We start from the raw sequence: 25,432 nt of genomic DNA on the forward strand, positions 1-25,432 counted from the left end.
CAACAATAGAAATTGTACTTTTATAATAGAAAAAAATAAAAACATAAGATATAATCATACATATAAAATTTGTACCTATAAATTTTATATGTATGAATGAATTTGATTTGTTTTAATGAAATGGGGGTATATACTATGAAGTTTCCACATGATTTTTTATTCGGAGCTGCTTCAGCTTCTTATCAAGTAGAAGGTGCATGGAATGAAGATGGAAAAGGTGTTACGAATTGGGACGAGTTTTCAAAAATTCCTGGCAAAACATACAATGGAACAAATGGTGATGTAGCTGTTGATCATTATCATCGATATAAGGAAGATGTTCGCTTAATGGCTGAGATGGGATTAGAATCGTATCGTTTTTCTATTTCGTGGGCGAGAATATTGCCGACTGGAGATGGAAAGGTAAATGAAAAAGGGATTGAATTTTATAACAACTTAATTGATGAATGTTTAAAATACGGGATTGTGCCGTTTGTCACTTTATATCATTGGGATTTACCATTACCGTTAGAAAAAGATGGTGGATGGACGAATAAAAGAACAGCAGAGGCTTTCGTAAAATATGCAGAAACTTGTTTTAAGGCATTTGGTGACAGAGTTAAGCATTGGATTACTTTTAATGAGACAGTAATGTTTTGTGGATTAGGTTATTTAAAAGGTGCACATCCACCAGGAATCCAAAATGATGTTCCAAAGTATTTTCAAGCGACTCATTATGTATTTTATGCACATGCGAAAACAGTTGCGGTGTACAAGCAGCTGAAGCAATATGGTGAGATTGGGATTACACATGTTTTCTTACCTGCTTATAGTGTGGATGATCAAAAAGAAAATATACGAGCAGCAAATCATGCGAATGAATATGAAACGTATTGGTATTATGATCCAATTTTAAAAGGCGAGTATCCGTCTTATGTTGTACAACAATTAAAGGAAAAAGGATGGACTCCTAATTGGACGGTTGAAGAATTAGAAATCATTAAACAAAATGCAGAAGAAAATGATTTTATTGGCTTGAATTATTATCAACCAATACGAGTAGAAAGATACGATATGGATATAAAGAGTGAGGAACATTCTCGAGAAAACTCAACGCTTGCTCCAGGTAACCCTTCTTTTGATGGTTTTTATCGAACAGTTAAAATGGATGATAAAACATATACAAAATGGGGATGGGAAATATCTCCCGAAGGTTTCTTAGATGGATTGCATATGTTGAAAGCGCGTTACGGTGACATAAAGATGTATGTAACGGAAAATGGACTTGGTGATGAAGATCCAATCATTGACGGAGAAATTGTAGATGTTCCGAGAATTAAATTTATTGAAGCGCATTTAAAAGTAATGAAGCGTGCAATTGAAGAGGGAATTAACTTAAAAGGTTATTATGCATGGTCAGTGATTGATCTTTTAAGTTGGTTAAATGGATATAAAAAGCAATATGGCTTTATTTTTGTCGATCATAATGATAACTTAAAACGTAAGAAGAAACTTTCGTTTCATTGGTATAAACGTGTGATCGAAACGAGAGGGGAAGAGTTATAACAGATAAAAGAGTATTTTAGGAGAAAGTGTATGAGTGCAAAGTATAAACAAATTGCAGATGTGTTAGAGCAAAACATTCGAGATGGGCTTTTTAATGAAACGAAAAAACTACCTACAGAAGAAGCGTTGATGAATCGATTTGAAGTAAGCCGTAATACGATACGTAAAGTAATTAGTCAGCTTGTGAATAGAGGTTATATTTTTCAAGTGCAAGGTAGTGGTATGTTTTTACGCGAAACTTCTGTAACAGATTACATTAATTTAGGAAGTTTACGTGGATTAACGAAAAATCTTGTTTCACAAAATATTGAAACGAAAGTGTTAGAGCTTGAAGTAATAGATGCGGACGAAGAGATAGCAAAGCGGATGCAATGCGAAGCTGGAACTAGGTTGTATTTTTTGAAGCGCTTAAGAATTGTAGATGCTAAACCATTCTCTATTGAAGTAAGTTATTTCAAAAAGGATATTATTCCATATTTGAACGAAGAAATAGCATTAAGCTCTGTATACAGTTATTTCATTGAAGATTTACGATTAAATATTGGTTTTGCTGATAAAGTTATTAGTTGTGAAAAAGTAAATAAAGAAAATGCACAGCTTTTAGAATTAAATGAAGGTGATCCGGCGCTTCTTATTGAAAATACAGTTTGTCTTGTAAACGGGACAATTTTCGAGTTATCTCAGTCGATGTTTCATTATGAAAAGACTAAACTTTTAAATCGGATCAATTTTAAGTGAAAAATGAATATAATTAACTTTACGAAAAAGCAACTGATCATAAGTGATCAGTTGCTTTTATTTTTTAAGTGGATGAGCAAAAAAACATAAAAGTGGTTGGTCCGCTTTTTGCAAACATCTATTATGATAAGAGAAGAAAGGTAGTATGTTATCAACGTTTTAAAGAGGAAGGTTTTTATGTAAGTTCTTTAATTAAAATAGATGGGTCTTAGAGAGGTGAAAAGACAATGAGTTTTGCAATTTCACTAGTCATTATTATTGTAATTGTATCGCTGTTTGGGACTGTACTAGTTGCAAGAAACGTGGAGGAGAATTACGGTAAGTCTACAAAAAGAAATGTGAAAAACTTATCTGCAATCTATATTTTTCTTCTTTTTGTTCTACTGGTCGGGGTAACATGGTATGCGGTAATGATTTGATAGTTTGTAAAAGAACTGAAATGAGAGTATGAAGTTGGAATTTCAGAAGCTATTGAGTAATCAGAAAGAGAGTCATTTTGGATATATCGATTTACGGATAAGAAAATGTGACTAATTAATACTATTTTTACGGTGAATACTGTTAGTAAAAAATGAGGATAGTTCGTTTTAAAAGGAGGGAACTAGATGGAATGGAAACCAAATCGTGCAGATAAGACACCTGTATATAAACAAATTGCTGATTATATTGAAAGAGGCATTTCTTCAGGTGAATTTCCTTCTGATAGTAAGTTACCTTCTGAGCGTATATTGGCAAAGGAATTACAGGTGAACCGGAGTACAATAGTAGCTGCGTATGAAGAATTAAAATCACTTGGAGTAGTAGAACGGCAAAAAGGAAGCGGAACATGGGTGAATACAGACATATGGGGTGTCTCACATAAACGAATACCGAACTGGGGTAGGTATGTGGAGGATGGATCGTTCTTACCTAACGTACCACTCGTTCAACAAATTCGAACGGAAACACAAAAAGATGATTTAATTAATCTAGCAAGTGGTGAACTGTCACCAGAATTAATTCCGAGTGATAGATTTCGAACAATTTTGTCGGAGAAAACATTTATGGAAAATCTCGGCTATGACCATCCACTTGGAAATGAGATGTTGAGAAAAACAATTGCAGCACATGTTCAGCAATATAAACAAATTGAAGCAGATTCAAGCTCTATTCTTATTACATCTGGAGCACAACAGGCGCTTAATCTTATCGTTCAATGTTTATTAAAACCTGGCGATGCGATTGCGATTGAAGATCCTTCGTATTGTTTTTCACTTCCAATGTTTAAATCGGCCGGTTTAAACATATTTCATTTACCTGTTGATGAGCATGGAATGAATCCAGATGACTTAATCGATTTGAACAAAAAGCATCGCATTCGTATGGTATTTTTGAATCCAGATTATCAGAATCCAACGGGTACTGTGCTTTCATTAGCGAGACGTAAAAAGATTTTAGAACTGTCTTCTGAGTTCGGTATACCAATTGTAGAAGATGATCCGTATAGTTTAATTTCTTTTAATGGAGAAGTGAACCCAACATTAAAATCAATGGACCAAAATGGAAATGTTCTTTATATAAGTTCATTATCAAAAATTGTTGCATCAGGATTACGTATTGGATGGATAATTGGTCCTACACGCGTAATTGAGCGTTTAGCAGATGCAAAGCAACAAGTTGATTTTGGCCATAGTGTATTTACGCAGTGGGTAGCAAATCAATTTTTAGAATCAAAGGATTTTCATACACATATTACGATACTTCGTGGACAATTGAAGCAAAGAAGAGATGAATTAATTGCAGAGCTTGAAGGAACATTGGGAGACCGAGTTGAATGTTTCGTGCCAGAGGGTGGAATACATGTATGGTGTAAAGTGAAAGGAAAGTTTGATGAATATCACTTATTAGGTGAATCTATACGGAATGGTGTCGCATTTGTTCCGGGCAGTGTTTTAGGTTCGAAAAATGAATATATACGATTTACGTTTGGTAGAGCGAATATAGAACAAATTCAACTTGGAATTAAACGGTTTGCCGACACGCTAAATGAAATTTCATAATATGGATGTGTGATAGTGAAATGAGGGAAAGAAATGAAGTACGTGACGCTTTTACTTCAAGTAGGCGTGCTATATATATTTAACTTAGTTGGTACGTGGATTCAGGAAATATTCCATCTATCAATACCGGGAAGTTTAATAGGGATGTTAATACTGTTCCTGCTCCTTTCCACTCGCGTTTTACCGTTAAAATGGTTTGAGTTAGGTGCGGAAAAGTTAATCGTATTTTTACCGTTATTTTTAATCCCTTCGACAACAGGGCTGATGGAATACGGGTCTTTTCTTTTAAGTAAGGGGAGTAGTATATTCCTTTTAGTAGTTGCAAGTACTGTAGTAACTTTGATTGTTTCAGGGTATATAAGTCAATTATTAATAACAACAAAAAAATAAAATCGACAAGGTGCACGATTCAAATGGTCTTAATTATTATTACTGTAGCAATTTATTTCTTGGCGACAAAGCTATATAAAAAATTTACGTTTGCATTTACGTTACCGGTGTTAACAGTTACAGCAAGTATGATTTGTTTATTTTTGATTTTTGGTATTTCTCATCATGAGTATAGGGAAAATGGGGGAGACGTTCTTTCAAGCTTATTGAGCCCTGCAATTGTAGCATTAGCCATACCTCTATTTAAAGAGCGAAAGATACTTATGAAAAATTTTTTATCGATACTTATCGGAGTAGTGATAGGTATAGTGGCTGTAACGAGTATGAATGTAGTGATTGGCGGAATTTTAAATATAGATAAGGAACTTATATTAACTACTTTACCACAGTTAGCAACGATGCCTATTGCCCTATCATTAGCGGATCAAATTGGTGGTATTCCATCTATGACTTCTAGTTTTGTAGTTGTTGCAGGAATAACAGGTGCGATTATCGGACCAACAGTACTTAAGCTTTTCCGTATAACAAGTACGATTGGAAAAGGAGTTGGGATGGGCTGTGCATCACATATTATCGGTGTGAGTCGTTTAGTGAAAGAAGGCGAGAAAGAAGCGACTATCGGTTCGGTAACGATGATTGTAACTGGAATACTCATTAGTATACTAATACCGTATGGAACGAAATTTATTTTTTAAATGTAATGGAGATGATAACAATGACAACATGGTTTATAGTTACATTATTTATTTTTGGCGCTCTTAAAGTACTAGTTTCTAGTATGCCAACTTCTGTTGTAGAATCAATTATTAGTAGATTTGAATTACATCAAAAACTTGAGGAAGAGAATACCTCTATATCGATAGATGGAAAAAATATAGAGGGGGAAATGAAACTACAAGTTATTCATGAATTTAATGAAGCTTTATTTTTAGATAAACATTATTTTCCGCCGCAAGGAGAAGGAACACCAATCGTTATTGATACAAAGAAAGGGAATAAAGAGATTAGATTTTCTCTATATAGCTATGAGGAACATGTTGATGTAATAAAGCAATATAAGAAGAAAATCGTTGCCTATCGTTTACGTTCAAAAAGTCTTCAAACTCTTGCACCATTAGTAATAACCGAAGAGTATGCTTAAGAAGAGATCTATAAGGATCTCTTTATTTTTGTATGAAATCATATACTTTCCAAATAAAAGAAAAGAAAATCATATAGCCAAATAAAGAATATGTATGATTCCAATCCAAGCTATGAATAAAGAAACCAAATCTTTCAGCAATCTGTTCAAAAATGCTAGCACAAATACCGATTGAAATAATAAAAAGAATTCTAGAAACTGCAGATAATGTTTTTGAAATTTGTATGAAAATCGTTGTTAAAATCGGTAGTACAAACAAAGTAAAGCCGATGTTAACTGAAAATATGGAGGGAAAGGGTCTAACCGGAAAGGAATATATTTGTTTCGCAACAAAAAAAGCATCTAAGTAAGTTCCGATAATAGAAGAGAGTAAGATTGTAATGACTAATGCGAAAAGGTTATTCGTCTTCTCGAAGGAGAACATTTTTCTTTGCAAGAATGGCGAGTTCAATTTTTTCGAGTGTTTTACAGTAGTCTTCTGTAATTTGTCCATTTATATTTTCCTCCTTATCCACTAAGTAATTTACGACTTGCCAGTCCGTAAACCAATCTTCACTGTCAACTTCTTCATGCTCTATATCTCGCCATGCATAAATGAGTGCAGGGCTGTATATACGATAAGCGCCATTACGCAACTGGCATTTCTTTATTCGGCGTTTATAAAACTCACGGGAGAAAGATTCATTCACACTTGAAAATAAATGAGGCCAGTAATCTTTCCTTGATCCTGTATGAGGATGGTGTTGGGCCCAGCTTATTACTTGAGATAAAACATGTGTATCCCGAAATAATAATGAATACAACCTTTTTCCAATTAATATTCGTTCATGTAAGGAAGTGAAATGTTTCATTGTATCACCAAATAGTAATACTTTTTCTTTCTTATCATTTTCGTAGAGTGGGAAAAGGATATGATTAAACTGAAAGAAATCAAAGAGTTTAAATCCAATACTATTTAGTACAGTCTTTTTAAAGTGTACATTTTGAATCACTCTTTTTTCTAAGTAGTTTTGTTCATTAATAATAGTTGCAATCGCTAATGTTTTTTTGTTGCCTGTTTTCCAAAAATCGTTCCACATCGTTTCCATAAATGTAGACACATTTAGGTGAGGAAGAAGGTGAAATAACTTTTGTGATTTCTTTACACTTTGTTCGTAAAGTAAAAATTGAGGGTATACATCTTGGAAAATAAGCCAATTTCCTCTTTCTAAAAAAGAAAAAAATATGAATTGATCTTTCTCTGATAAAATTCTCGTATATAAATCGCCCTTTAAATCAGTCATATTCCAACCGCCGTTACGTGATACCATATGCCCAAGTAGTGCCCAATGTATTTCTGGATATTGAACATAAAATTGGTAGTATGCACGTGTTCTTGTGACATTATTTTTATTTAGCTGTCCTGTTTGTATTTTTATGTTGTTGATAATGAGTTGCTCTTCTTTCGTTAATTTATACATCGTGCCAGAAGGAATGAGTTTGCTTTTTTGTTTCAATTCATTTTTTACATCAAATAGGGAGAGAGGCAGTGCTTTGGAAGGTCCGTTATATGTATGATTTGAATTGCTTCGGTACATTCCGTTACCTCCCTTTTTTCATAAATTTAAACATGACTATTGGCTATGAATCATTCTATTTATTTTATTACGAGTATAAGAAATAAATGAGCGGTGTTTTTTACAGGAAATTTAGTTGTCATGCAAACAGTATAAAAAATCTTACTGTTGTAAGGTGAAATGAAAAACCGAAACTATATTTAATAGTTTTGGTTTTTTTATTTTGTCAATTAAATGTAACAAACGACGATTATGATTTGAATCAATTGAAAATAATTCAATAAATATTATTTAAATTGAGATGTTTCGTAGGAGGAAAAGGAATGTTAAATAAAATAATTTTAATTACTGGTGGCACAGGCTCGTGGGGACATGAACTTATAAAACAACTATTAGAAAAATCACCGAAAGAAATTAGAGTTTTTTCAAGAAATGAAACGGTTCAGTTTGAAATGCAGCAACAGTTTATAAATGATGATAGATTAAAATTTATTATTGGAGATATTCGTGACAAGGATCAATTAGTCTATGCTTGCCAAGGTGTACATTATGTATTCCATCTTGCAGCTTTAAAACACGTTCCAGTATGTGAGTATTATCCTTATGAAGCTATAAAAACCAACATACATGGTACGCAAAATGTAATTGAAGCATCTATACAGATGCAAGTTGAAAAAGTTATATATGTTTCAACGGATAAAGCAGCAGATCCATCAAATACGTATGGGATGACAAAAGCAATTGGTGAAAAGTTAATGGTTCATGCGAATATACAAACGAAGAAAACAAAATTCATTTGTGTTCGTGGTGGAAATGTTTTAGGGACGAGTGGAAGTGTAGTACCGCTTTTTAAACAACAAATTAAAAGATCTTCACAAGTAGGGATTACCGATGCAAATATGACTAGATTTTTCTTAACAATTGAAGATGCTGTTGGATTGTTATTTAAAGCCGTATATCAAGGTAGAGGCGGGGAAATCTTTGTTATGAAAATGCCGGCATGTAAAATAACAGATTTAGCAGAAGTGTTAATTGAAGATTCAAAAAAAGAAAATGTGAAGTTAAAAGAGGTAGGGATAAGACCGGGTGAAAAATTAAGTGAAATGCTTCTATCTGAGGTAGAGAGTAAAACGAGTATAAGTTTTGATCAAAATTATTTTGTGGTACTACCGACGATTCCTATAGAAGGACTTCAAGAATATTATTCTAGCTATCCGCTAGTGGATGTGAAGAGTTTTAGTTCTCAACAAGACTTAATTGCAAAACATGAGGTGAAACAAATGCTATTAAAAGGAGGGTTTTTGCAATGAAAAAAAATGCGAGCCTTTTAATAACTGGTGCAAATGGTTTCACAGGACGCCATGCTTGCCAATATTTTTTAGAGCAGGGCTTTCATGTAATTCCTATGTTTCAAAATCGTGCACATAGAGAAAAAATTAGAAATGGTATTACTTGTAATTTAACTAATAAGAGCGAAGTAATGAAGGTAATGAAACAAATAAAGCCAGACTACGTATTACATTTAGCAGGAAGGAATTCAGTTATAGAATCTTGGACAGCTGCTCTTGAGTATATAGAGATTAATGTAATAGGAACGTTATATTTATTAGAAGCAATTAAGCAAGAAGCCTCGCATTGTAGAACATTAGTTATAGGATCGGCTTTGCAAGCAGATAGTATGAACGAAATAAAAATTTCAAATCCATATAGTTTAAGTAAAACGATGCAAGTCATTATTGCAGAGGCTTGGGGAGGATTAATGGATTCAAATATTATCATTGCAAAGCCCTCAAATTTAATTGGTCCTGGGGAATCGAATGGCATTTGTTCGATTCTCGCAAAGAAAATGATAGATATAGAATCAGGTAGAAGTAAAGCCATTATTGAAGTAAACAGTTTGAAAGATAGTAGAGATTTTCTAGATGTACGTGATGCGATTAAAGCGTATCATGTGTTATTACGAGATGGAATAAATGGAAAACAATATAATATTGGATCAGGAGTAAAACGGTCTTTATTAGATGTACTAGAACAATATAAAGAATTAACACAGCTAAATTTTTTTATAGGGGAAACAGAGAAAAGAGGGAGCGACTCAAATGAGAGTTTAGCAATAGAGGAAATAAAAAAGTTAGGTTGGATTCCAGAAATTGAATTTCATCAATCATTAAAAGATGTACTTGAGTATGCGAAGTGTAGTGACATCTGCATTCAATGAAAAACAAAAAAGGGTGTAAGAAATATATGAATGGTTATGAAGTAATAGATAATCAAAATACGCTATTTCTTTCAATTGTTGATACGTTGGATTGGAGAGATGAAGAAGCGCATGTATTGCGTCTTTATGAGGCAATACATAAATATCAAGCGTATGTAGAAGAAAAAAGGGTTAATCAAATAAAGTCAGCATTAGAGACGGAAACTAGATATGTGATTCAAATCTTTGCTCAATACGAGTGTAGTGAGTATGGAAATGATTTTTATGAACTCATTAAAGATCTTTTACAAGATATAGAGGTGGAGTTAAAGATTTATATAAAAAATAATAAGTTTATTTACAGTTAAAAGGTAAATATAAAGCTAGATTTTTAATAATAAAGGTGGGTATAAGTTATGAGAAAAACGATTCTTTTTACTGGGGGCGGTACAGCCGGACACGTTATGATTAATATTGTATTAATTCCTAAATTTATAGAGCAAGGATGGAGAGTCGAGTATATTGGATCCAAAAATGGAATTGAAAAATCATTAGTGCAAAATGTTAAATACAATAGTGTTTCAACGGGCAAGCTTAGGAGATATTGGGATTGGGAAAATTTCAAAGATCCTTTTAAAATTATACGAGGTTGTTTACAAAGTTATAAATTAATTAAGAAAACAAAGCCTGACGTTATCTTTTCAGCAGGAGGGTTTGTTTCAGTTCCTGTAGCTATAGGAGCATGGTTAAATCGTGTGCCTATCATTATACGTGAACCAGATAGCACATTAGGACTTGCCAATAAAATAGCATTACCTTTTGCTACAAAGCTATGCACAACATTTCCTCAGACAGGAGAAAATGTAAGTAATGAGAAGAAGGTTTATGTAGGACCAATTGTAAGGGAAGAAATTGAGAAGGGTAACGTATTACGAGGAAGAAGATATTGTGAATTTCAGCAAGATAAACCAGTATTATTAATTATGGGTGGGAGTCAAGGTGCTAAGTGGATAAATGACATGGTAAGGGCATGTTTAGATACAATAATATTAAACTTTAATATTATTCATATATGTGGTAAAGGGAAGGTAGACCCATCTATTGGCATGGAGGGGTATATGCAATTTGAATATATAGGCGATGAGTTGCCGCATATACTAAATATGGCAAGTGTTGTAGTTTCAAGAGCGGGTTCTACTGCTATTTCTGAATTGTTATTTTTGAAGAAACCGATGTTGCTTATCCCGTTAACTAACAGTTCCAGTAGGGGAGATCAAGTCTTAAATGCTGAATATTTTTCACGGCAAGGATATGCGGAAGTTATACTCCAAGACAGAGTAAGTACGAATACATTTATACATGCAGTAAATAAGTTGTATACAAATAAGGAGAAATATATTCAAAACATGAATGGATATAAGAAAACAAATGATGAGGGGATTCATCATTTAATAGATATAATAAATGAAGTGGTGAAGTAATAGAAATGTAAATAGAAAAACAAAAGGAAAGAAGGTATCTTCTTTCCTTTTTACTAGAGTTGTTCAAACTCATTATTATTTATTCCAATTAGCTATGTACTATGGGCGAATACCGTTTTCTAATAGCTCAGTAAATGCATTAATATGAATAGGCTTGCTGTAATAGTAACCTTGAATAAACTGACATTTATTTTTTTGAAGGAAACTCACGTGCTCTTTCGTTTCTACACCTTCAGCAATGACAGACATTCCTAATGTATTTGCTAATGTGATGATTGTTTTAATAATTTCCATTCCATCGTCACATGTTTCAGACATTGTAATAAATTCTCTTGGGATTTTTAACGTATCGATTGGATATAAAGGTAAGTAAGCTAGCGAAGAATAGCCTGTACCAAAGTCGTCGATTGAAATGTGAATCCCTAAACTTTTTAGTGTACGCAATTTTATCAATGTTTCTCGCTCATCCATCATTGCAATTCGCTCTGTTAACTCAAGATCGAGAGAACTTGCGGGTAAGCCTGTATGTGCTAATGTAGCAAAAATAGACTTTACAAAATCCTCTTGTTCAAATTCTTTAGCAGATAAGTTTACACCAATTTTTAAATGTGAATATCCGAGTGCGTGCCAACGTTTCATTTGCTCACAGGCTTGCTGCAATGTCCATTTTCCTATTGGAATAATTTGTAGTGTTTCTTCTGCAATCGGAATAAACTCGTATGGAGAAATAACACCTAATTCAGGATGATTCCACCTAATTAAAGCTTCTGCACCGATAATGTTATTAGACTTACTATCAACTTGAGGTTGATACAAAAGGAACAATTCTTCATTTTGTATTGCGTTTGGTAAATCTTTTTCTAATCGTAATCGTCTTTCGATCTTTCTAGCGATTACATCGTCATAAATAGAGACAGAGTTAAGCTCTTTTGCCTTTGCATCATACATTGCAACATTAGCGTTTTTTAATAGAGTAGTGATATCGATTCCGGAATGTGGATAAATAGCGATACCGATACTAAGTGATAAAGTTAATGTATGTTCATGTAGGACAAACGGCTTTTCCATGCTTTCAAATAATTGGTTACATAAATGGAATAAGCAATCTTCGTCAGTATAGTCTTCAATTAAGATTGTAAACTCATCACCACCGATTCTTGACAGATGGGTATGTGCTGGAAGGCATGATTGGAATCGCTTTGCTACTTCTTCTAATATGTAATCCCCTGACGAATGCCCAAGTGTGTCGTTAATTACTTTAAAGCGATCTAAATCTAAATATAATAACGCAAACTCGCTTTCTGTTGTTTTAGCTTTTCTTATAACTTTTTTTAATATCTTTTGAAAAAAGGCACGGTTCCCTATGTTTGTTACAGTATCATGGAATGCTAAGTATTTTATTTCTTCTTGCTGTTTTTTTAGTGCAGTAATATCTTTCACCATAATATAGCTTCCTGCAATTTGTCCGTCTATCATAATAGGGACGATGGTAACGTATAAAAAATAAGTAAAGCCATCTTTATATTGAGAACTTAGTTGTAAGGATGCCGATTTTTGTTGTTTCACTTTTTCTAACGCAGATGCTAGTTTATATTTGTCTTCATCTAAAATAATTGAAAAACATGTTTCGCCGAGTAACTCGTTCGTTGGTGCTCCAAGTAGTGTACTCCCAGCTTTATTTACATTTAAGAATACTCCATTTAAATCAATTGTAAAAATAGGATCAGGGTGATATTCATATAACGATTTGAATTTTTGTTGTTTTTGAGATAGAGCCTCTGATTTATGAACTAAATCTGAAGTTCGTAAAGTAACTTTTCCTTCTAGTTGAGCATTAAATGCTTGTAGACGTTTTGTAAGAGTAGAGTTTTGCATACCTACAATAAAATGTCGAATAAGTACAAAAACAAAAACGATACAATTTCCTGTAATGAGAGTGGAAGATGATGTTTGTTCTTTTAGTGTAAACCCGATTAGTATTGCAACGGCAAGATAGGGGAATACAACTAAAACTTTTTTTCCTAGTTTAGGGTGTACAATAAAATAATTTTTAGTGCTATTAGAATTATCTGAAATAGAACCAGCTATTGCAATAAATAATATAGGGATTCTATATAAAAGGCGTAATAATGTTATAGTATCAGTTGTTAAATGGCTACATAAGTAGAAATAAATATAATTAAAAGTTGCAGAACTTATTAAAACAAAAATAAAAATATAAATTTTTCGTTTAGAATTAAAAACAGTTGGACGGAAAAAGAGACTAACACCAAGTAGAATAAATAAAAGGTCTGCAATTGGATATAGAAAAGAAAGAAAAATATCTCCCAGTGAAAGGGAAAATATATTTAAATCTGGCTGATTAAATAAATACCATTCTAATGTGAATATGGAAATGAGCACGATACATAGGTCACAAATAAAGAAAGCTTTTTCCCATTTATCGCATTCTTTTAAGATTTTATAGCAGAAAGCGATAAGACAGAAGAGTAGAAAAAACATGTAAAATACATCAGAAATAGTAAAACGATGTATTGGAATTTCGAAGAAGCTATCTTGATATGTATATACTATTTTTCCTAATAAAAAACTACCAATCGCTATTGTGATACATATCCAAAACGGATTTGAACTGACTTTTTTAGAATATATAGAGTAAATCAATGAGACAAATGTAATGGTTTCAACAATAAGTGAAGCGAAGCGTACATCTGAATTTGAAAAATGAGTGGGGAACAGATAGAAAAACATAAAATAGATTGAATAACATAGTAATGTTCCAATTAATATACATAGTTGTAAATTTTTATTTAATTTCAATAAAATCACCTTCTTTAATTATGCACTATATTCGTAATATCTATACATAATAATATTACTTAAGAATTGTATCAGATTTCCTTATAAAAATCTTGTTTATAAGGAAAGTATTGAAGAGTTTAATACTTCTTAAAATTTAAAAAACATTGCGTTTGATAATATGTATTGCATCAAGATTTTAAATAGAAATTGTATATTTAGTCATCCTTTGAATTTTAAAGATTTTTTAGTGATTTGCAAGTAGAGATGCAAAATTGCATATAAAATGGTAAGGGCTTTCTTTGAAGGTGAGTTTTTGGTCGTAATAGGTTATTTTGAGTAAGACCTTTGTATGTATCTATTCTCATACTAACGAGTGATTTCAAAAACGTGTTACGTATGTACAATAATACGTAATCAAGTATGAAATTTTTAGTATGGGAGGAAAAGCATGAAGAATTGGGTGAAGTTTCGAATCGCACGTCCAACTGATCAGTTTGAAGAGGTTACAACATTTTATGAAAAAGGATTAGGTTTAAAACGTATAGGTGAATTCAACGATCATGAAGGTTATGATGGGGTCATGTTTGGACTCCCAGATGAAGAGTACCATTTAGAATTTACAAGACATATAGATGGAAGTCCTTGTCCAGCTCCGACAAAAGATAATTTACTTGTATTTTATATGAGTGAAGATAGTGAAATGAAAAAGGTGAGTAAAAGGCTGCATGCATTGGGATATGATGAGGCCGAACCTGAAAACCCATACTGGAAAGACAAGGGGATAACGATAGAGGATCCAGATGGTTGGAGAATTGTGTTAATGAAAATCGAAGAATAAAGAATAACGAAATTAATAAGAACAAGGTTTCAAATTAGGATAGGGTAAAAATAAATCCGCTTTCTTCTATGTAATATAGGGGAAAGCTTTTTCGTCTTTATAATCTGAAAATTTTCATTTGACAACTAATTATAAAAGAATGTAAATTGAGAACGTGTATTCTTATAAGTTTGCTACTGTTTCTATTCAAAAGGAATGTATAAATAGGGAGGACTTTTTATGTTATGGCGAATTAAAGATACACAAATATATTATGAAATTGTTGGAGAGGGTAAACCGGTCCTTATTATACATGGATGTGCTCCTGACCATAGGTTAATGATGAAATGTATGGAATCGGTATTTCAGAAATATGAAGGTTATCAACGAATATATATTGATTTACCTGGTATGGGAAAGTCGAACGCTCCAGATTGGCTAAATAGTTCAAATCATATATTAGAAGTGTTAAATACATTTATTGAAGAAATCATTCCAAGGAAAGATTTTTTACTAGTAGGAGAGTCTTTCGGCGGATATTTAGCTAGAGGGGTACTTTCAAAGATGTTTGAGAGAGTGAATGGATTATTATTAGTATGTCCTGTTGTTGTAGCCCAGCAAAAAGAAAGACGTTTACCAGATAAACAGGTAATTGTACAAGATAGGGAGTTTTTAAATACACTAACTTCTACTGATAGAGAAGAGTTTTGCGAGTTAGCAGTGGTCGCGAATGAATATACATATAGGAGATTTAAAGAGGAAATTAAGCCAGGACTAGCTATTGCTAATTATGAATTTATTGAAAGGTTGCAAAAGAATTACTCTCTTACTATGGATTTTCATCATAAGAAATACGAGAAACCCGTTCTTCTATTAGCCGGAAGACAAGATATATCGGTAGGTTATCAAGATATTATAGGAATTATTGATGATTATCCAAGAGCGACATTAGCGGTGTTAGATATGGCAGGGCATAATTTGCAAATTGAACAGCCTGAATTATTCGAGAGTTTAGTAGGAGAATGGATTAGACGAACAAATCATCAAAGTTTATAAAAGACGAATGAATATTTACAAGGAGGAATTATGAGCACATATATTTATATGGTTAGGCATGGTGAATCACCAAAATTAGAAGGAAATGAAAGAATGCGCGGGTTAACTGAGAAAGGACATATGGATGCCCGTAGGGTAAATGATATATTAAAAGCGGAGAGGATTGATACTTTTATTTCCAGTCCCTATAATCGGGCTATGTTAACGATAGAGGAGTCAGCGAATTTCTATGAAAAAGAAATAGTAGTATATGAAAATCTCAAAGAGTGTATGTTTTCAAGTGAGGGTCAGATTATATCAGATAAAGAGGTGTACCCACTTGTAAAGAAGATGTTCGCAAATCCGGATTTTGCACGAACAGAAGGGGAGTCATATAAGGATTGTCAGAGACGGGTAGTGAAAGTGTTAAAAGAAATATTAATGGATTTTCAAGGACAAAAAATTGTAATTGGTACACATGGGCTTGTCATGACATTAATGATGAACTATTTCGATAAACAATATGGTTTTGAATTTTTAATGAATACGTCAAAACCAGATATATATAAGATGGAGTTTAAAGAAGAACAATTCATGAATGTAGAGAGATTATGGAAAGCGGAATAAAATTGGTTGCATGGATTTCATAGTAAAATCTTCTTATTTGAATAGAAAGCATTTTTATCAACTATTTTTAGAATGTTAAATCAATAAGTAATTATTCAGTATTTGAATAAATTATGTGGAAATTGGTTTAGGGAAACAATTTTAAATGTGTCAAAATTCCAAACGATGGATTTATATTCAATTGGAGAAAAAGATGTAGTATTTTGTCGTACTGTCCTCGTTTACATTTCATTACATTACATATAGGCTTTGTGGTGTAAAGGGGGAAATCGCCTTTACACAAAATCTATAAGGAGGACATTGTGATGAAAAAGATTAAAAAGTTTGCGGGAGTAGCTTTAGCGGGAACGATTGGATTAAGTGGGCTACTGTTTTTAGAACCAAGTGTAAGCGCTGCGGAATCAAAGCAAGTGGAAGGTGAAAATTTCAATGCAATTGATGTAACCATGAATCTAAATGAGTTTTATTTATTAAGTGGTAGAAGCATAGATGTTCTTTTGGGAGATAAAGAAGCAATTCAGCTAAACAAATATACAATTAGTTTTAATAACCCTGGGAAGTATGTGATTAGAGTAAATGGTTGTGTTTATGATGATGTATATACTTTTATTGTGAATGAGTAGTATATATTCTTAAATTGTGAGATGAAAAAAGAAACACCCTATTTGCGGTGAGAATCGTAAATAGGGTGAATTTATTTGTATTAAGTTGTACTTTAAATATGCTCACTAATTTTCTTTTTGTTATGTAAAGTATGTAAAAGTGTTTGAAACATCTTAAATGATTGCTGAAAGATTGGACTTTGAATAAAAGTGTATAGAAAAGTTACGATAAAAACAGGACCACCGAGCATAAATCCAATAACTAGTACAATGCATTCTACAATGATTCGCGCACGGCTAATAGATAGTCCTGTTTTGTCGGAAATAGTAAGCATGAATCCATCACGAGGTCCAGCACCAATCCCAGCCGCAACATACATACCTCCCCCGATACCTGTAATGGTAATACCAGCAAATAAAATGAGTAAGTTAATCCATAAATAATGAGAAGCGTTTGGAAGAATATTTGATTGTAAGAAAAAATCCATAATAGGACCGATAAGTAGTGCATTTAAAAATGTACCTACATTTATATATTTTCGATCTACTAGTAAAGAAATGAGAACAAGACATAATCCGCATATGACACTCCATGTACCAATGGTCCATCCAAATTTCTGGTAGAGGGCCATATTTAAAACTTCCCAAGGGTGCAAGCCGAGAAATTTAACTTTGACTGCAAGAGCATTTCCAAGGCCAAAGAAAATTAATCCTAAGAAAAAAAGAAAATAGCGAAAGAGGGTTAGCCTCATCTTTCATACCTCCTATATTATATAATTATGTATGTTACATGTTAGGGTTTTAATGTACAAATATTATGTCTTTTAGGTTTTGTTTGAAATTATTAAAATGAAATATACGTATCCACAGTCAAAAAAGTTAAAATATTTTGTTTTAAGGATTATAATAGAGAAAGAAGAAAAAAAGGGAGTGAACGAGTTTGAAACAAGAACTTATTGAAAGATTTACGAGATATGTAAAAATTGATACACAATCAAATGAAGAAAGTCATACAGTACCAACAACACCTGGGCAAATTGAGTTTGGAAAGTTATTAGTGGAAGAGCTAAAAGAAATTGGGTTAACAGAAGTAACGATGGACGATAACGGTTATGTAATGGCAACCCTTCCTGCTAACACGGATAAGGATGTTCCTGTAATCGGCTTTTTAGCACATTTAGATACGGCAACAGATTTTACAGGGAAAAACGTAAAACCACAAATTCATGAAAACTTTGATGGGAATGCAATCACATTAAATGAAGAGCTAAATGTTGTGTTAACACCAGAACAGTTCCCAGAGTTACCATCTTATAAAGGGCATACAATTATTACAACGGATGGTACGACACTTCTTGGAGCAGATGATAAAGCTGGTCTTACAGAAATTATGGTTGCAATGAATTATTTAATACATAATCCGCAAATTAAGCATGGGCAAATTAGAGTGGCATTTACGCCGGATGAAGAAATTGGCCGTGGACCAGCGCATTTTGATGTAGAAGCGTTTGGTGCATCATTTGCTTATACGATGGATGGAGGTCCGTTAGGTGGTTTAGAGTACGAAAGCTTTAATGCTGCAGGTGCTAAGTTAACGTTTAACGGAACGAATACACATCCTGGAACAGCGAAAAATAAAATGCGTAACGCAACTAAACTTGCTATGGAATTTAATGGACATTTACCAGTAGAAGATGCACCGGAATATACAGAGGGTTATGAAGGATTTTACCATTTACTTTCTTTAAATGGTGATGTAGAGCAAAGTAAAGCGTATTATATTATTCGAGATTTTGATCGTGAAAATTTTGAATCGCGTAAACATAACGTTGAAAATATTGTGAAGCAAATGCAAGAGAAGTATGGACAAGATGCAGTCGTTTTAGAAATGAATGATCAATACTATAACATGCTTGAAAAAATTGAACCAGTGAGAGAAATTGTTGATATTGCATATGAAGCGATGAAAAGTTTAAATATCGAGCCAAACATTCATCCGATTCGCGGTGGAACAGACGGATCACAATTATCGTATATGGGATTACCAACTCCGAATATTTTCACTGGTGGTGAAAACTATCACGGTAAATTTGAGTATGTTTCGGTAGATACGATGGAAAAAGCTGTTCAAGTTATTGTAGAAATCGCAAGACGATTCGAAGAACAAGCTTAAAAAAGAACCAAGTAGTGCAGATGTGCTACTTGGTTTTTTAGTATAATACTCGCCACAAATAAAAAGTTGCGTAAGACTCCCAGTTGATCCAATTTGCCGCAAAATCTTTTATTTCATGTTTAGTCGGTTTACTTTCGGAACCGGTTATACATTTAATTGCATTATGCAAGCCAACATCGTCAATTGGGAAAGCTGAAGGGAATCGTAAACAGCGCATTAAAACATAGTTCGCAGTCCAAGGTCCTATACCATGTATAGCAGTTAATTGTTTTTCAGCAATCTTTACATCTTGTGTTTGTAGTAAAGATTCTTTTGATAGTTTTCCTTCTGTAATAAGCTTTGCAATACCGATTAAATATTCACACTTTCTAGTCGTCATTTTTAAGTTTTTGAGATCCTCTACATGTAAATTGGCAATCGTTTCAGGAGAAGGAAATATCCAATGTTTTCTATCGTTCCATTCTACATAATTTCCAAATGTCTCGACTAATCTTCTTTTTAGCGTATAAGCGTATGTGAGATTAATTTGCTGACCGATAATTCCCCAGGAAAGTGCTTCAAATAAGTCTGGAATACCTAAAGTACGAAGACCATAATATTGTTCAATTGGTCCTTGAAGGAGTACATCATGTTTAGCTAATGTATAAAAAGGAGCTAAATCAGTAGTTAAATCAAACCACTCTTTCACATAGTTAGCTACAGCTTCGCATATCGATTTTTCAGATGTATAGAATTCTTCTAAAAAATGTATTTGAATATTACCATCCGTATTCATACTAATTTCAACTAAAGGATTCACACCCTGAACAGGGATAACTTTATAAATTTTGTTATCTTCAATGTGGAACATACATTCATTGTTAGAACGTGATAGATAGCGTGAATTTTCTTGGAAACTAAATTCTGTTGGAACTTCTAAAGTTAATGCGCTAGTATATTCTGCTGTCATATGCATTCTACCTGCGATTTTTCTAATGTAAGCAATTCTTTCTTCATTTCTAATCCACCTCTAAAGCCGGTTAGTTTACCATTCTTTCCAATAACACGATGGCAAGGAATTGTAATGAGAAGAGGATTGGCAGCAATAGCAGTAGCAACAGCACGTACAGCTGTAGGTTTTTGAATTTTTTCGGCAATTTTTGAATAAGAATATGTTTCACCATAAGGAATTTCACGTACCGTATTCCAAACAGATAATTGAAAGTCAGTTCCGTAAGCATCGATAGGGAATGTAAAAGTTTCTCGTTTACTTTCTAAATACTCGATAACTTCTTTCGTATATGATTGTAGATAATTTGGATTACATGTCAATATATGTTGTGGCAATTTCTTTCTAGCCCATATATTTAGTTCTTCAAATTCTTCATCTTGTGATCCAATGAAGCATAGTCCATTTTCAGTTGCAGCAATATGAAAATGCCAATTCTTATGTGTAAGTAGCGTCCAATATATAAATTTATTTTTGTAGGAATTCATTATTTTATCCTTCTTTCATTTCGTTCTTTTTTCGATATTCAGTAGGAGTAAATCCGGTTTTCTTTTTAAATAAAGTTGCGAAATACTCTGGGTTTTCTATCCCGACAGCAGTACTAATTTCTTTAATGGATTGATTTGTGTGTAAAAGGTGTTCTGCCGCTTTAACAATCCTGAACTGTAGTATATATTCCATTGGACTTATTCCTGTCATTTTTTTAAAAGTGCGTTGTAAATGAAATGGGCTACCATGGCACATTTCTGCAAGTATGTCGAGAGTCAATAATTCGTCAAAGTGTTTTTCGATATAATCTTTAATTTGTTCTATCCACTCTTCATTAGGTAAAGTTATCCCATTGGGCTTACAACGTTTGCAAGGGCGAAAGTTTTCACTTAGTGCTTGCTCTGCATGATGAAAAATTTGTACATTGTTTCTATTTGGTATTCTTGATTTGCATGATGGTCGGCAAAAGATTCTGGTTGATTTCACAGCATAAAAGAATTTGCTATCATAGGAAGAATCATTATGAATAATTGCTTGCCAATGCTCATTTGTTAACGTTATCCCTTCATTGTGCAAAGAACATCACCTCTGAAATTAGTATAACCTGAATAAAGTGCGTATGTATGTATTCACAAATGTAAGAGCAAGATTACAAAGGTGAAAATATGATTGTTTTTCTATTTTGTGATAGCATGAAATTTGGAAATAAACATCAAGAGGAGGGCTATAAATGAGGTTAATTTCGTGGAATGTAAATGGTTTACGTGCAGTTATCGCAAAAGGTGGATTTTTAGAATATCTCGAGGAATCCAATGCAGATATATTTTGTTTACAAGAGATTAAATTACAAGATGGACAAATCGATTTAAATCTAGAGGGATATTATACATATTGGAATTATGCTGTGAAAAAAGGTTATTCAGGAACGGCGATATTTACGAAAAAAGAACCAATTGCTGTTACATACGGTTTAGAAATTGAAGAGCATGATCAAGAAGGCCGAATGATTACTTTAGAGTTCGAAGATTATTACATGATAACGTTATATACACCAAACTCAAAACGAGGATTAGAACGATTAGATTACAGAATGAAATGGGAAGATGATTTCCGGGCTTATATTAAGCAGTTAGATGAGAAAAAAACAGTTATTTTTTGCGGAGATTTAAACGTTGCTCATAAAGAAATCGATTTGAAAAATCCAAAAAGTAATCGTAAAAACCCTGGTTTCTCTGATGAGGAACGAGAGAAATTTACATGTATTTTAGAAGAAGGATTTATCGATACGTATCGTTATCTGTATCCTGATCAGGAAGGTGCATATTCGTGGTGGTCGTATCGTATGGGAGCGAGAGCCAAAAATATTGGATGGCGTTTAGATTATTTTGTTGTTTCCGAAAGAATGAAAGACCAAATAATAGAGGCGAAAATTAATAGTGAAATAATGGGATCAGACCATTGCCCAGTTGAATTGCATATAAATTTCTAAAAAGAGAAGTATCTCCCTGATAGTAGGCGGATACTTCTTTTTTTATTCAGTTTGTTAAAATTTTTCAAATCTTTCTTGAAATAATTGCATATTAAATATATACTTAGTAACGATAATCATTATCAATGAAAAGAGTTATCAATGGATGAGGTGTAAAAGAATTATAGTTTAGGGGAAGTGAACGAGAATGAGTTCTGGATAGGATTATTAATCTAATGAAATATATATGTAAGATAAGTTTCATATAGTTAAATTTTATTGAGAATGTAATTTGAAAATTCGAGAGGAGATATATAAAGATGAACAAGAAGTTATTTACATTAGGGATGGTTACAGTTTTAAGTGTAGGACTAGCAGCATGTAATAGTGCAGATAAGACTTCAGGTGAGCAGAAGCAGCAGACAAAAGCTACGGAAACGAAAAAAGACGAAAAACGAAAAATTACATATTTAGGTAAAGAATATACAGTACCAGCAAAAGTAGATAAAATTGCGACAGCTAGTTTAGAGTCAATGGAAGATGCAGCGGTACTTGGTATTAAGCCAGTAGGTGCCATTACTGTTGGTGGTAAATTACCGAAGTATCTAGAGAAAGATTTAGAAGGTGCGAAATCTGTTGGTGAGAAAATGGAACCAAATTTCGAAACATTACTTCAATTAAAACCAGACGTTATTACATCAAGTACGAAATTCCCAGCAGAAACAGCTGAAAAGTTTACGAAAGTAGCTCCTACATTCCCAGTATCACATGTTTCAACAAATTGGGAAGATAACTTAAAGTTAATGGGAGAATTAACTGGTAAAAAAGATAAAGCAGAAAAGATTATTAAAGATTACAATACGGACGCTGAAAAGGCAAAAGCAAAACTAGGAGATAAGTTAAAAGACAAAAAAGTTCTTGTCATTAGACTAAGAGCAAATGACTTATTCCTATACCCAGAAGGAGTATACTTCAACCCTGTAATTTATAAAGATCTTGGACTAACTGCTCCAGAACAACTTAAAACGGTAAAAGCACAAGAAAAGATTTCTTTAGAAAAATTAGCTGAAGTTAATCCTGATTATATCTTCTTACAATATGAGGCAAGTGAAAATAATAAACCGAAAGTGTTAGAAGACATTGAAAAGAATCCAATTTGGCAAAGTATGAATGCTGCGAAAGAAAAGAAAGTATTTGTAAACGTTGTAGATCCAATGGCGCAAGGTGGTACAGCTTGGAGTAAAACAGCATTCTTAAAAGAAGCAGTGAAAAATTTATCTAAATAATACAATAAGTAAGGTGCGTTGAATGATATGCAGAAAACAAATGCAGTACCAGTAACTATATTATGTATAGCACCCATACTCATTTTATTTACAGTTATACTTTCTATTTTGTATGGGGCAAAAAGTATTGATGCTGAAACAGTGTGGAACGCATTATTTCATTTTGATTCAAGCAATGTAAATCATAATATTATTATTACTTCACGTTTACCAAGGGTAGTTGCAGCTCTTTTAGTCGGAGCATTTCTAGCCATATCAGGAGCACTTATGCAGGGGATGACAAGAAACTATCTTGCATCCCCTTCTATTATGGGTGTGACGGATGGGGCAGCTTTTGTTATTACACTTTGTATGATTTTTCTTCCGGGGATGTCATCAATCGGTATGGTTTTATGTTCAATGATTGGTTCTGCATTAGGAGCAGGTATCGTGTTTGGTTTTGGTTCGCTCCTTCAAAATGGTTTATCCCCTGTTAGGTTAGCAATTATCGGAACAGTTATTGGAACATTTTTAAGTAGTCTATCTGCTGCGATGGCTTCGTATTTCCAAATTTCTCAAAACGTTAGTTTTTGGTTTAATGCAAAGTTAGATCAAGTGGACCCTACTGTAATTAAAATTACGATACCTTTTGGGATAATTGGGATAGCTTTAGCATTATTAATATCGAAGTCTATTACAATTCTTTCTTTAGGAGAAGAGGTTTCTATTAATCTAGGGCAACGTACAAAACTAGTTAAAGCGATGGCAATTTTATCTGTTATTTTTTTAACAGGAACAGCAGTTGCTTTAGTCGGGAAAGTAGGTTTTGTAGGTTTAATTATTCCGCACATTACTCGCTTTATAATTGGGGTAGATTATAAGTGGATTTTGCCATGTGCAGGTGTTATTGGCGGAGTGTTCTTAGCGTTATGTGATGTTTTAAGTAGATTTGTAAACTATCCATTTGAAACACCAATTGGCGTCGTTACCTCCTTAATTGGAATTCCTTTCTTCCTTTATTTAATCCGTACAAGAGGAGGAGAGAGACATGCCTAAAAGTTCAAGTCAACGTTTCGGAATGACAATGGGGATTATTATATTTTTAATTTTTGGTGCTATTTATATTAGTTTAACGAACGGTACGTTTGATATTACGATTACGGATGTATTTAAAACACTTTTTAGAATTGATCCAGTACCAGAACATGATCTAGTTATCTTTGATTTTCGTCTTCCACGCATCGTAATTGCTGGGTTAGTAGGATTAGGCCTCGGCGTTGCAGGTGCTGTTATTCAAGGGATTACGAGAAATGGATTGGCGGACCCAGGTATTTTAGGAGTGAATGCTGGGGCCGGAACAGCGATCGTCATTTTTATGTTTTTCTTTCAAGGGCAATTAAAGAGCACAGATTGGATGTCTATTATGATGATGCCAATGTTTGGTTTAGTCGGCGGATTAGGTGCAGCTATCATCATTTATCTGTTTTCTTGGAAAAACGGTAAGCTAGACTCGCAACGTCTTTTATTAACAGGGATTGCAATTGGATCAGGATTTGGAGCATTTTCTATGTACTTATCACTCAAAATGAAGTCAACTGATTTCGAAATGGCTGCAGTTTGGGTGTCTGGAAGCATATATAGCGCAAACTGGAAGTATATTGTCGCTATGTTGCCGTGGCTCATCATATTAATTCCACTTATACAAAAGAAAGCTTATTTATTAGATTTATTTCAACTGGAAGAAACGAGTATTACAAGTTTAGGTGTTTCAGTAGAAAGAGAGAAATCTATTTTACTACTAAGTAGTATCGGACTTGTGAGCGCATGTGTCGCAGTTTCAGGAAGTATTGGTTTCATTGGATTAATGGCACCGCACATAGCGAAAAGGCTTGTTGGTATTCAGCATAAATATATCATTCCTACGTGCGGAGTAATCGGAATGTTTCTTGTAATTGCTTCAGACTTTATTGCAAAAACAGTTTTCACACCTGTAGAGTTACCAGTTGGAATCGTTATTTCTATTGTCGGTGTACCGTATTTCTTATATTTACTTTATAAGGCGAAAGCGTAAGAGGAGGA

The 25,432-nt window shown here is 33.3% G+C and carries 27 protein-coding genes; 20 read left to right on the plus strand and 7 right to left on the minus strand.

Features of this window, described 5'->3' with window-relative positions; genetic code table 11:
- Nucleotides 1-135: 135 nt before the first annotated feature.
- From KVT31_RS04695 to KVT31_RS04725, 7 genes are all read left to right on the plus strand, one after another.
- Nucleotides 136-1,545 carry a GH1 family beta-glucosidase gene (locus KVT31_RS04695; RefSeq protein ID WP_088097452.1) on the plus strand — a complete coding sequence of 470 codons (1,410 nt, stop codon included), beginning with the start codon at nt 136-138 and terminating at the stop codon, nt 1,543-1,545.
- Between the two features lie 30 nt (nt 1,546-1,575).
- Complete coding sequence (locus KVT31_RS04700; protein WP_088097451.1) at nt 1,576-2,283, plus strand: GntR family transcriptional regulator; 708 nt, start codon at nt 1,576-1,578, stop codon at nt 2,281-2,283.
- A 227-nt stretch (nt 2,284-2,510) separates the two neighbouring features.
- Nucleotides 2,511-2,702, plus strand: a complete 192-nt coding sequence (locus KVT31_RS04705) for a hypothetical protein (protein WP_088097450.1) — start codon at nt 2,511-2,513, stop codon at nt 2,700-2,702.
- Nucleotides 2,703-2,888: 186 nt separating this feature from the next.
- Nucleotides 2,889-4,322 carry a MocR-like pyridoxine biosynthesis transcription factor PdxR gene (gene pdxR / locus KVT31_RS04710; protein ID WP_088097449.1) on the plus strand — a complete coding sequence of 478 codons (1,434 nt, stop codon included), beginning with the start codon at nt 2,889-2,891 and terminating at the stop codon, nt 4,320-4,322.
- 33 nt (nt 4,323-4,355) lie between these two features.
- Nucleotides 4,356-4,712: a CidA/LrgA family holin-like protein gene (locus tag KVT31_RS04715; RefSeq protein ID WP_088097448.1), complete on the plus strand. Its 357-nt coding sequence runs from the start codon at nt 4,356-4,358 to the stop codon at nt 4,710-4,712.
- Nucleotides 4,713-4,735: 23 nt separating this feature from the next.
- A complete protein-coding gene (locus KVT31_RS04720) occupies nt 4,736-5,407 on the plus strand; it encodes an LrgB family protein (RefSeq protein WP_088097447.1) in 672 nt (223 codons plus the stop codon).
- A gap of 20 nt (nt 5,408-5,427) precedes the next feature.
- Nucleotides 5,428-5,853 carry a YfmQ family protein gene (locus KVT31_RS04725; RefSeq protein WP_088097446.1) on the plus strand — a complete coding sequence of 142 codons (426 nt, stop codon included), beginning with the start codon at nt 5,428-5,430 and terminating at the stop codon, nt 5,851-5,853.
- Nucleotides 5,854-5,875: 22 nt separating this feature from the next.
- Here the strand turns inward: KVT31_RS04725 and KVT31_RS04730 are convergent, their stop codons facing one another.
- The gene (locus KVT31_RS04730; RefSeq protein ID WP_098341901.1) at nt 5,876-6,346 is read right to left on the minus strand and encodes a CBO0543 family protein; all 471 of its coding nucleotides are present in this window, start codon (nt 6,344-6,346) and stop codon (nt 5,876-5,878) included.
- The gene (locus KVT31_RS04735; protein WP_088097445.1) at nt 6,252-7,430 is read right to left on the minus strand and encodes a DUF2515 domain-containing protein; all 1,179 of its coding nucleotides are present in this window, start codon (nt 7,428-7,430) and stop codon (nt 6,252-6,254) included. The genes KVT31_RS04730 and KVT31_RS04735 overlap by 95 nt, the downstream gene beginning before the upstream one ends.
- 302 nt (nt 7,431-7,732) lie before the next feature.
- On the opposite strand from KVT31_RS04735, the gene KVT31_RS04740 reads away from it, so the two are divergent.
- Genes KVT31_RS04740 through KVT31_RS04755 form a run of 4 tightly spaced genes read left to right on the plus strand, consistent with a single transcriptional unit; the run spans nt 7,733 to nt 11,087 of the window.
- Complete coding sequence (locus KVT31_RS04740; RefSeq protein ID WP_088097444.1) at nt 7,733-8,719, plus strand: UDP-N-acetylglucosamine 4,6-dehydratase family protein; 987 nt, start codon at nt 7,733-7,735, stop codon at nt 8,717-8,719.
- Nucleotides 8,716-9,627, plus strand: a complete 912-nt coding sequence (locus KVT31_RS04745; RefSeq protein ID WP_088097443.1) for an SDR family oxidoreductase — start codon at nt 8,716-8,718, stop codon at nt 9,625-9,627. Before KVT31_RS04740 ends, KVT31_RS04745 begins: the two co-directional genes overlap by 4 nt.
- A complete protein-coding gene (locus KVT31_RS04750; protein ID WP_088097442.1) occupies nt 9,624-9,974 on the plus strand; it encodes a DUF6572 domain-containing protein in 351 nt (116 codons plus the stop codon). Before KVT31_RS04745 ends, KVT31_RS04750 begins: the two co-directional genes overlap by 4 nt.
- A gap of 48 nt (nt 9,975-10,022) precedes the next feature.
- The gene (locus KVT31_RS04755) at nt 10,023-11,087 is read left to right on the plus strand and encodes an undecaprenyldiphospho-muramoylpentapeptide beta-N-acetylglucosaminyltransferase (protein ID WP_088097441.1); all 1,065 of its coding nucleotides are present in this window, start codon (nt 10,023-10,025) and stop codon (nt 11,085-11,087) included.
- A gap of 99 nt (nt 11,088-11,186) precedes the next feature.
- Here the strand turns inward: KVT31_RS04755 and KVT31_RS04760 are convergent, their stop codons facing one another.
- The gene (locus KVT31_RS04760) at nt 11,187-13,907 is read right to left on the minus strand and encodes an EAL domain-containing protein (protein WP_140392531.1); all 2,721 of its coding nucleotides are present in this window, start codon (nt 13,905-13,907) and stop codon (nt 11,187-11,189) included.
- Nucleotides 13,908-14,337: 430 nt separating this feature from the next.
- Between KVT31_RS04760 and KVT31_RS04765 the strand changes: the two genes are divergently transcribed.
- The 4 genes from KVT31_RS04765 to KVT31_RS04780 all read left to right on the plus strand — a co-directional run bounded on the left by KVT31_RS04765 (nt 14,338) and on the right by KVT31_RS04780 (nt 16,991).
- A complete protein-coding gene (locus KVT31_RS04765) occupies nt 14,338-14,727 on the plus strand; it encodes a VOC family protein (protein WP_088097439.1) in 390 nt (129 codons plus the stop codon).
- A 219-nt stretch (nt 14,728-14,946) separates the two neighbouring features.
- Nucleotides 14,947-15,762: an alpha/beta fold hydrolase gene (locus KVT31_RS04770; protein WP_088097438.1), complete on the plus strand. Its 816-nt coding sequence runs from the start codon at nt 14,947-14,949 to the stop codon at nt 15,760-15,762.
- Nucleotides 15,763-15,792: 30 nt separating this feature from the next.
- Nucleotides 15,793-16,368, plus strand: a complete 576-nt coding sequence (locus KVT31_RS04775; protein ID WP_088097437.1) for a histidine phosphatase family protein — start codon at nt 15,793-15,795, stop codon at nt 16,366-16,368.
- 305 nt (nt 16,369-16,673) lie between these two features.
- A complete protein-coding gene (locus KVT31_RS04780; protein ID WP_088097436.1) occupies nt 16,674-16,991 on the plus strand; it encodes a hypothetical protein in 318 nt (105 codons plus the stop codon).
- Nucleotides 16,992-17,083: 92 nt separating this feature from the next.
- Here the strand turns inward: KVT31_RS04780 and KVT31_RS04785 are convergent, their stop codons facing one another.
- The gene (locus tag KVT31_RS04785; RefSeq protein ID WP_088097435.1) at nt 17,084-17,722 is read right to left on the minus strand and encodes a YczE/YyaS/YitT family protein; all 639 of its coding nucleotides are present in this window, start codon (nt 17,720-17,722) and stop codon (nt 17,084-17,086) included.
- 188 nt (nt 17,723-17,910) lie between these two features.
- Between KVT31_RS04785 and pepT the strand changes: the two genes are divergently transcribed.
- Nucleotides 17,911-19,143 carry a peptidase T gene (gene pepT / locus KVT31_RS04790; RefSeq protein ID WP_088097434.1) on the plus strand — a complete coding sequence of 411 codons (1,233 nt, stop codon included), beginning with the start codon at nt 17,911-17,913 and terminating at the stop codon, nt 19,141-19,143.
- A gap of 37 nt (nt 19,144-19,180) precedes the next feature.
- On the opposite strand, the gene KVT31_RS04795 is transcribed toward pepT, so the two are convergent.
- The 3 genes from KVT31_RS04795 to KVT31_RS04805 are packed head-to-tail and all read right to left on the minus strand — an operon-like array spanning nt 19,181 to nt 21,196.
- Nucleotides 19,181-20,092, minus strand: a complete 912-nt coding sequence (locus KVT31_RS04795; protein WP_088097433.1) for a DNA-3-methyladenine glycosylase family protein — start codon at nt 20,090-20,092, stop codon at nt 19,181-19,183.
- Entirely contained in the window at nt 20,089-20,619 is a 531-nt protein-coding gene (locus KVT31_RS04800; RefSeq protein ID WP_088097432.1) for a methylated-DNA--[protein]-cysteine S-methyltransferase, read from the minus strand. The genes KVT31_RS04795 and KVT31_RS04800 overlap by 4 nt, the downstream gene beginning before the upstream one ends.
- Before the next feature lie 4 nt (nt 20,620-20,623).
- On the minus strand, nt 20,624-21,196 hold the full coding sequence (locus KVT31_RS04805) for a bifunctional transcriptional activator/DNA repair enzyme AdaA (RefSeq protein ID WP_088097431.1): 573 nt from the start codon (nt 21,194-21,196) through the stop codon (nt 20,624-20,626).
- A gap of 154 nt (nt 21,197-21,350) precedes the next feature.
- On the opposite strand from KVT31_RS04805, the gene KVT31_RS04810 reads away from it, so the two are divergent.
- The 4 genes from KVT31_RS04810 to KVT31_RS04825 all read left to right on the plus strand — a co-directional run bounded on the left by KVT31_RS04810 (nt 21,351) and on the right by KVT31_RS04825 (nt 25,424).
- A complete protein-coding gene (locus KVT31_RS04810) occupies nt 21,351-22,109 on the plus strand; it encodes an exodeoxyribonuclease III (RefSeq protein ID WP_088097430.1) in 759 nt (252 codons plus the stop codon).
- A gap of 299 nt (nt 22,110-22,408) precedes the next feature.
- Entirely contained in the window at nt 22,409-23,374 is a 966-nt protein-coding gene (locus tag KVT31_RS04815) for an iron-hydroxamate ABC transporter substrate-binding protein (RefSeq protein WP_061678142.1), read from the plus strand.
- Between the two features lie 27 nt (nt 23,375-23,401).
- Nucleotides 23,402-24,409, plus strand: a complete 1,008-nt coding sequence (locus KVT31_RS04820) for a FecCD family ABC transporter permease (RefSeq protein ID WP_088097429.1) — start codon at nt 23,402-23,404, stop codon at nt 24,407-24,409.
- Complete coding sequence (locus tag KVT31_RS04825) at nt 24,402-25,424, plus strand: FecCD family ABC transporter permease (RefSeq protein ID WP_061678140.1); 1,023 nt, start codon at nt 24,402-24,404, stop codon at nt 25,422-25,424. The genes KVT31_RS04820 and KVT31_RS04825 overlap by 8 nt, the downstream gene beginning before the upstream one ends.
- Nucleotides 25,425-25,432 lie beyond the last annotated feature (8 nt).

It is taken from the genome of Bacillus sp. GbtcB14 (genome assembly GCF_019091205.1).
GTDB classification, from domain to species: Bacteria; Bacillota; Bacilli; order Bacillales; family Bacillaceae_G; genus Bacillus_A; species Bacillus_A cereus_AG.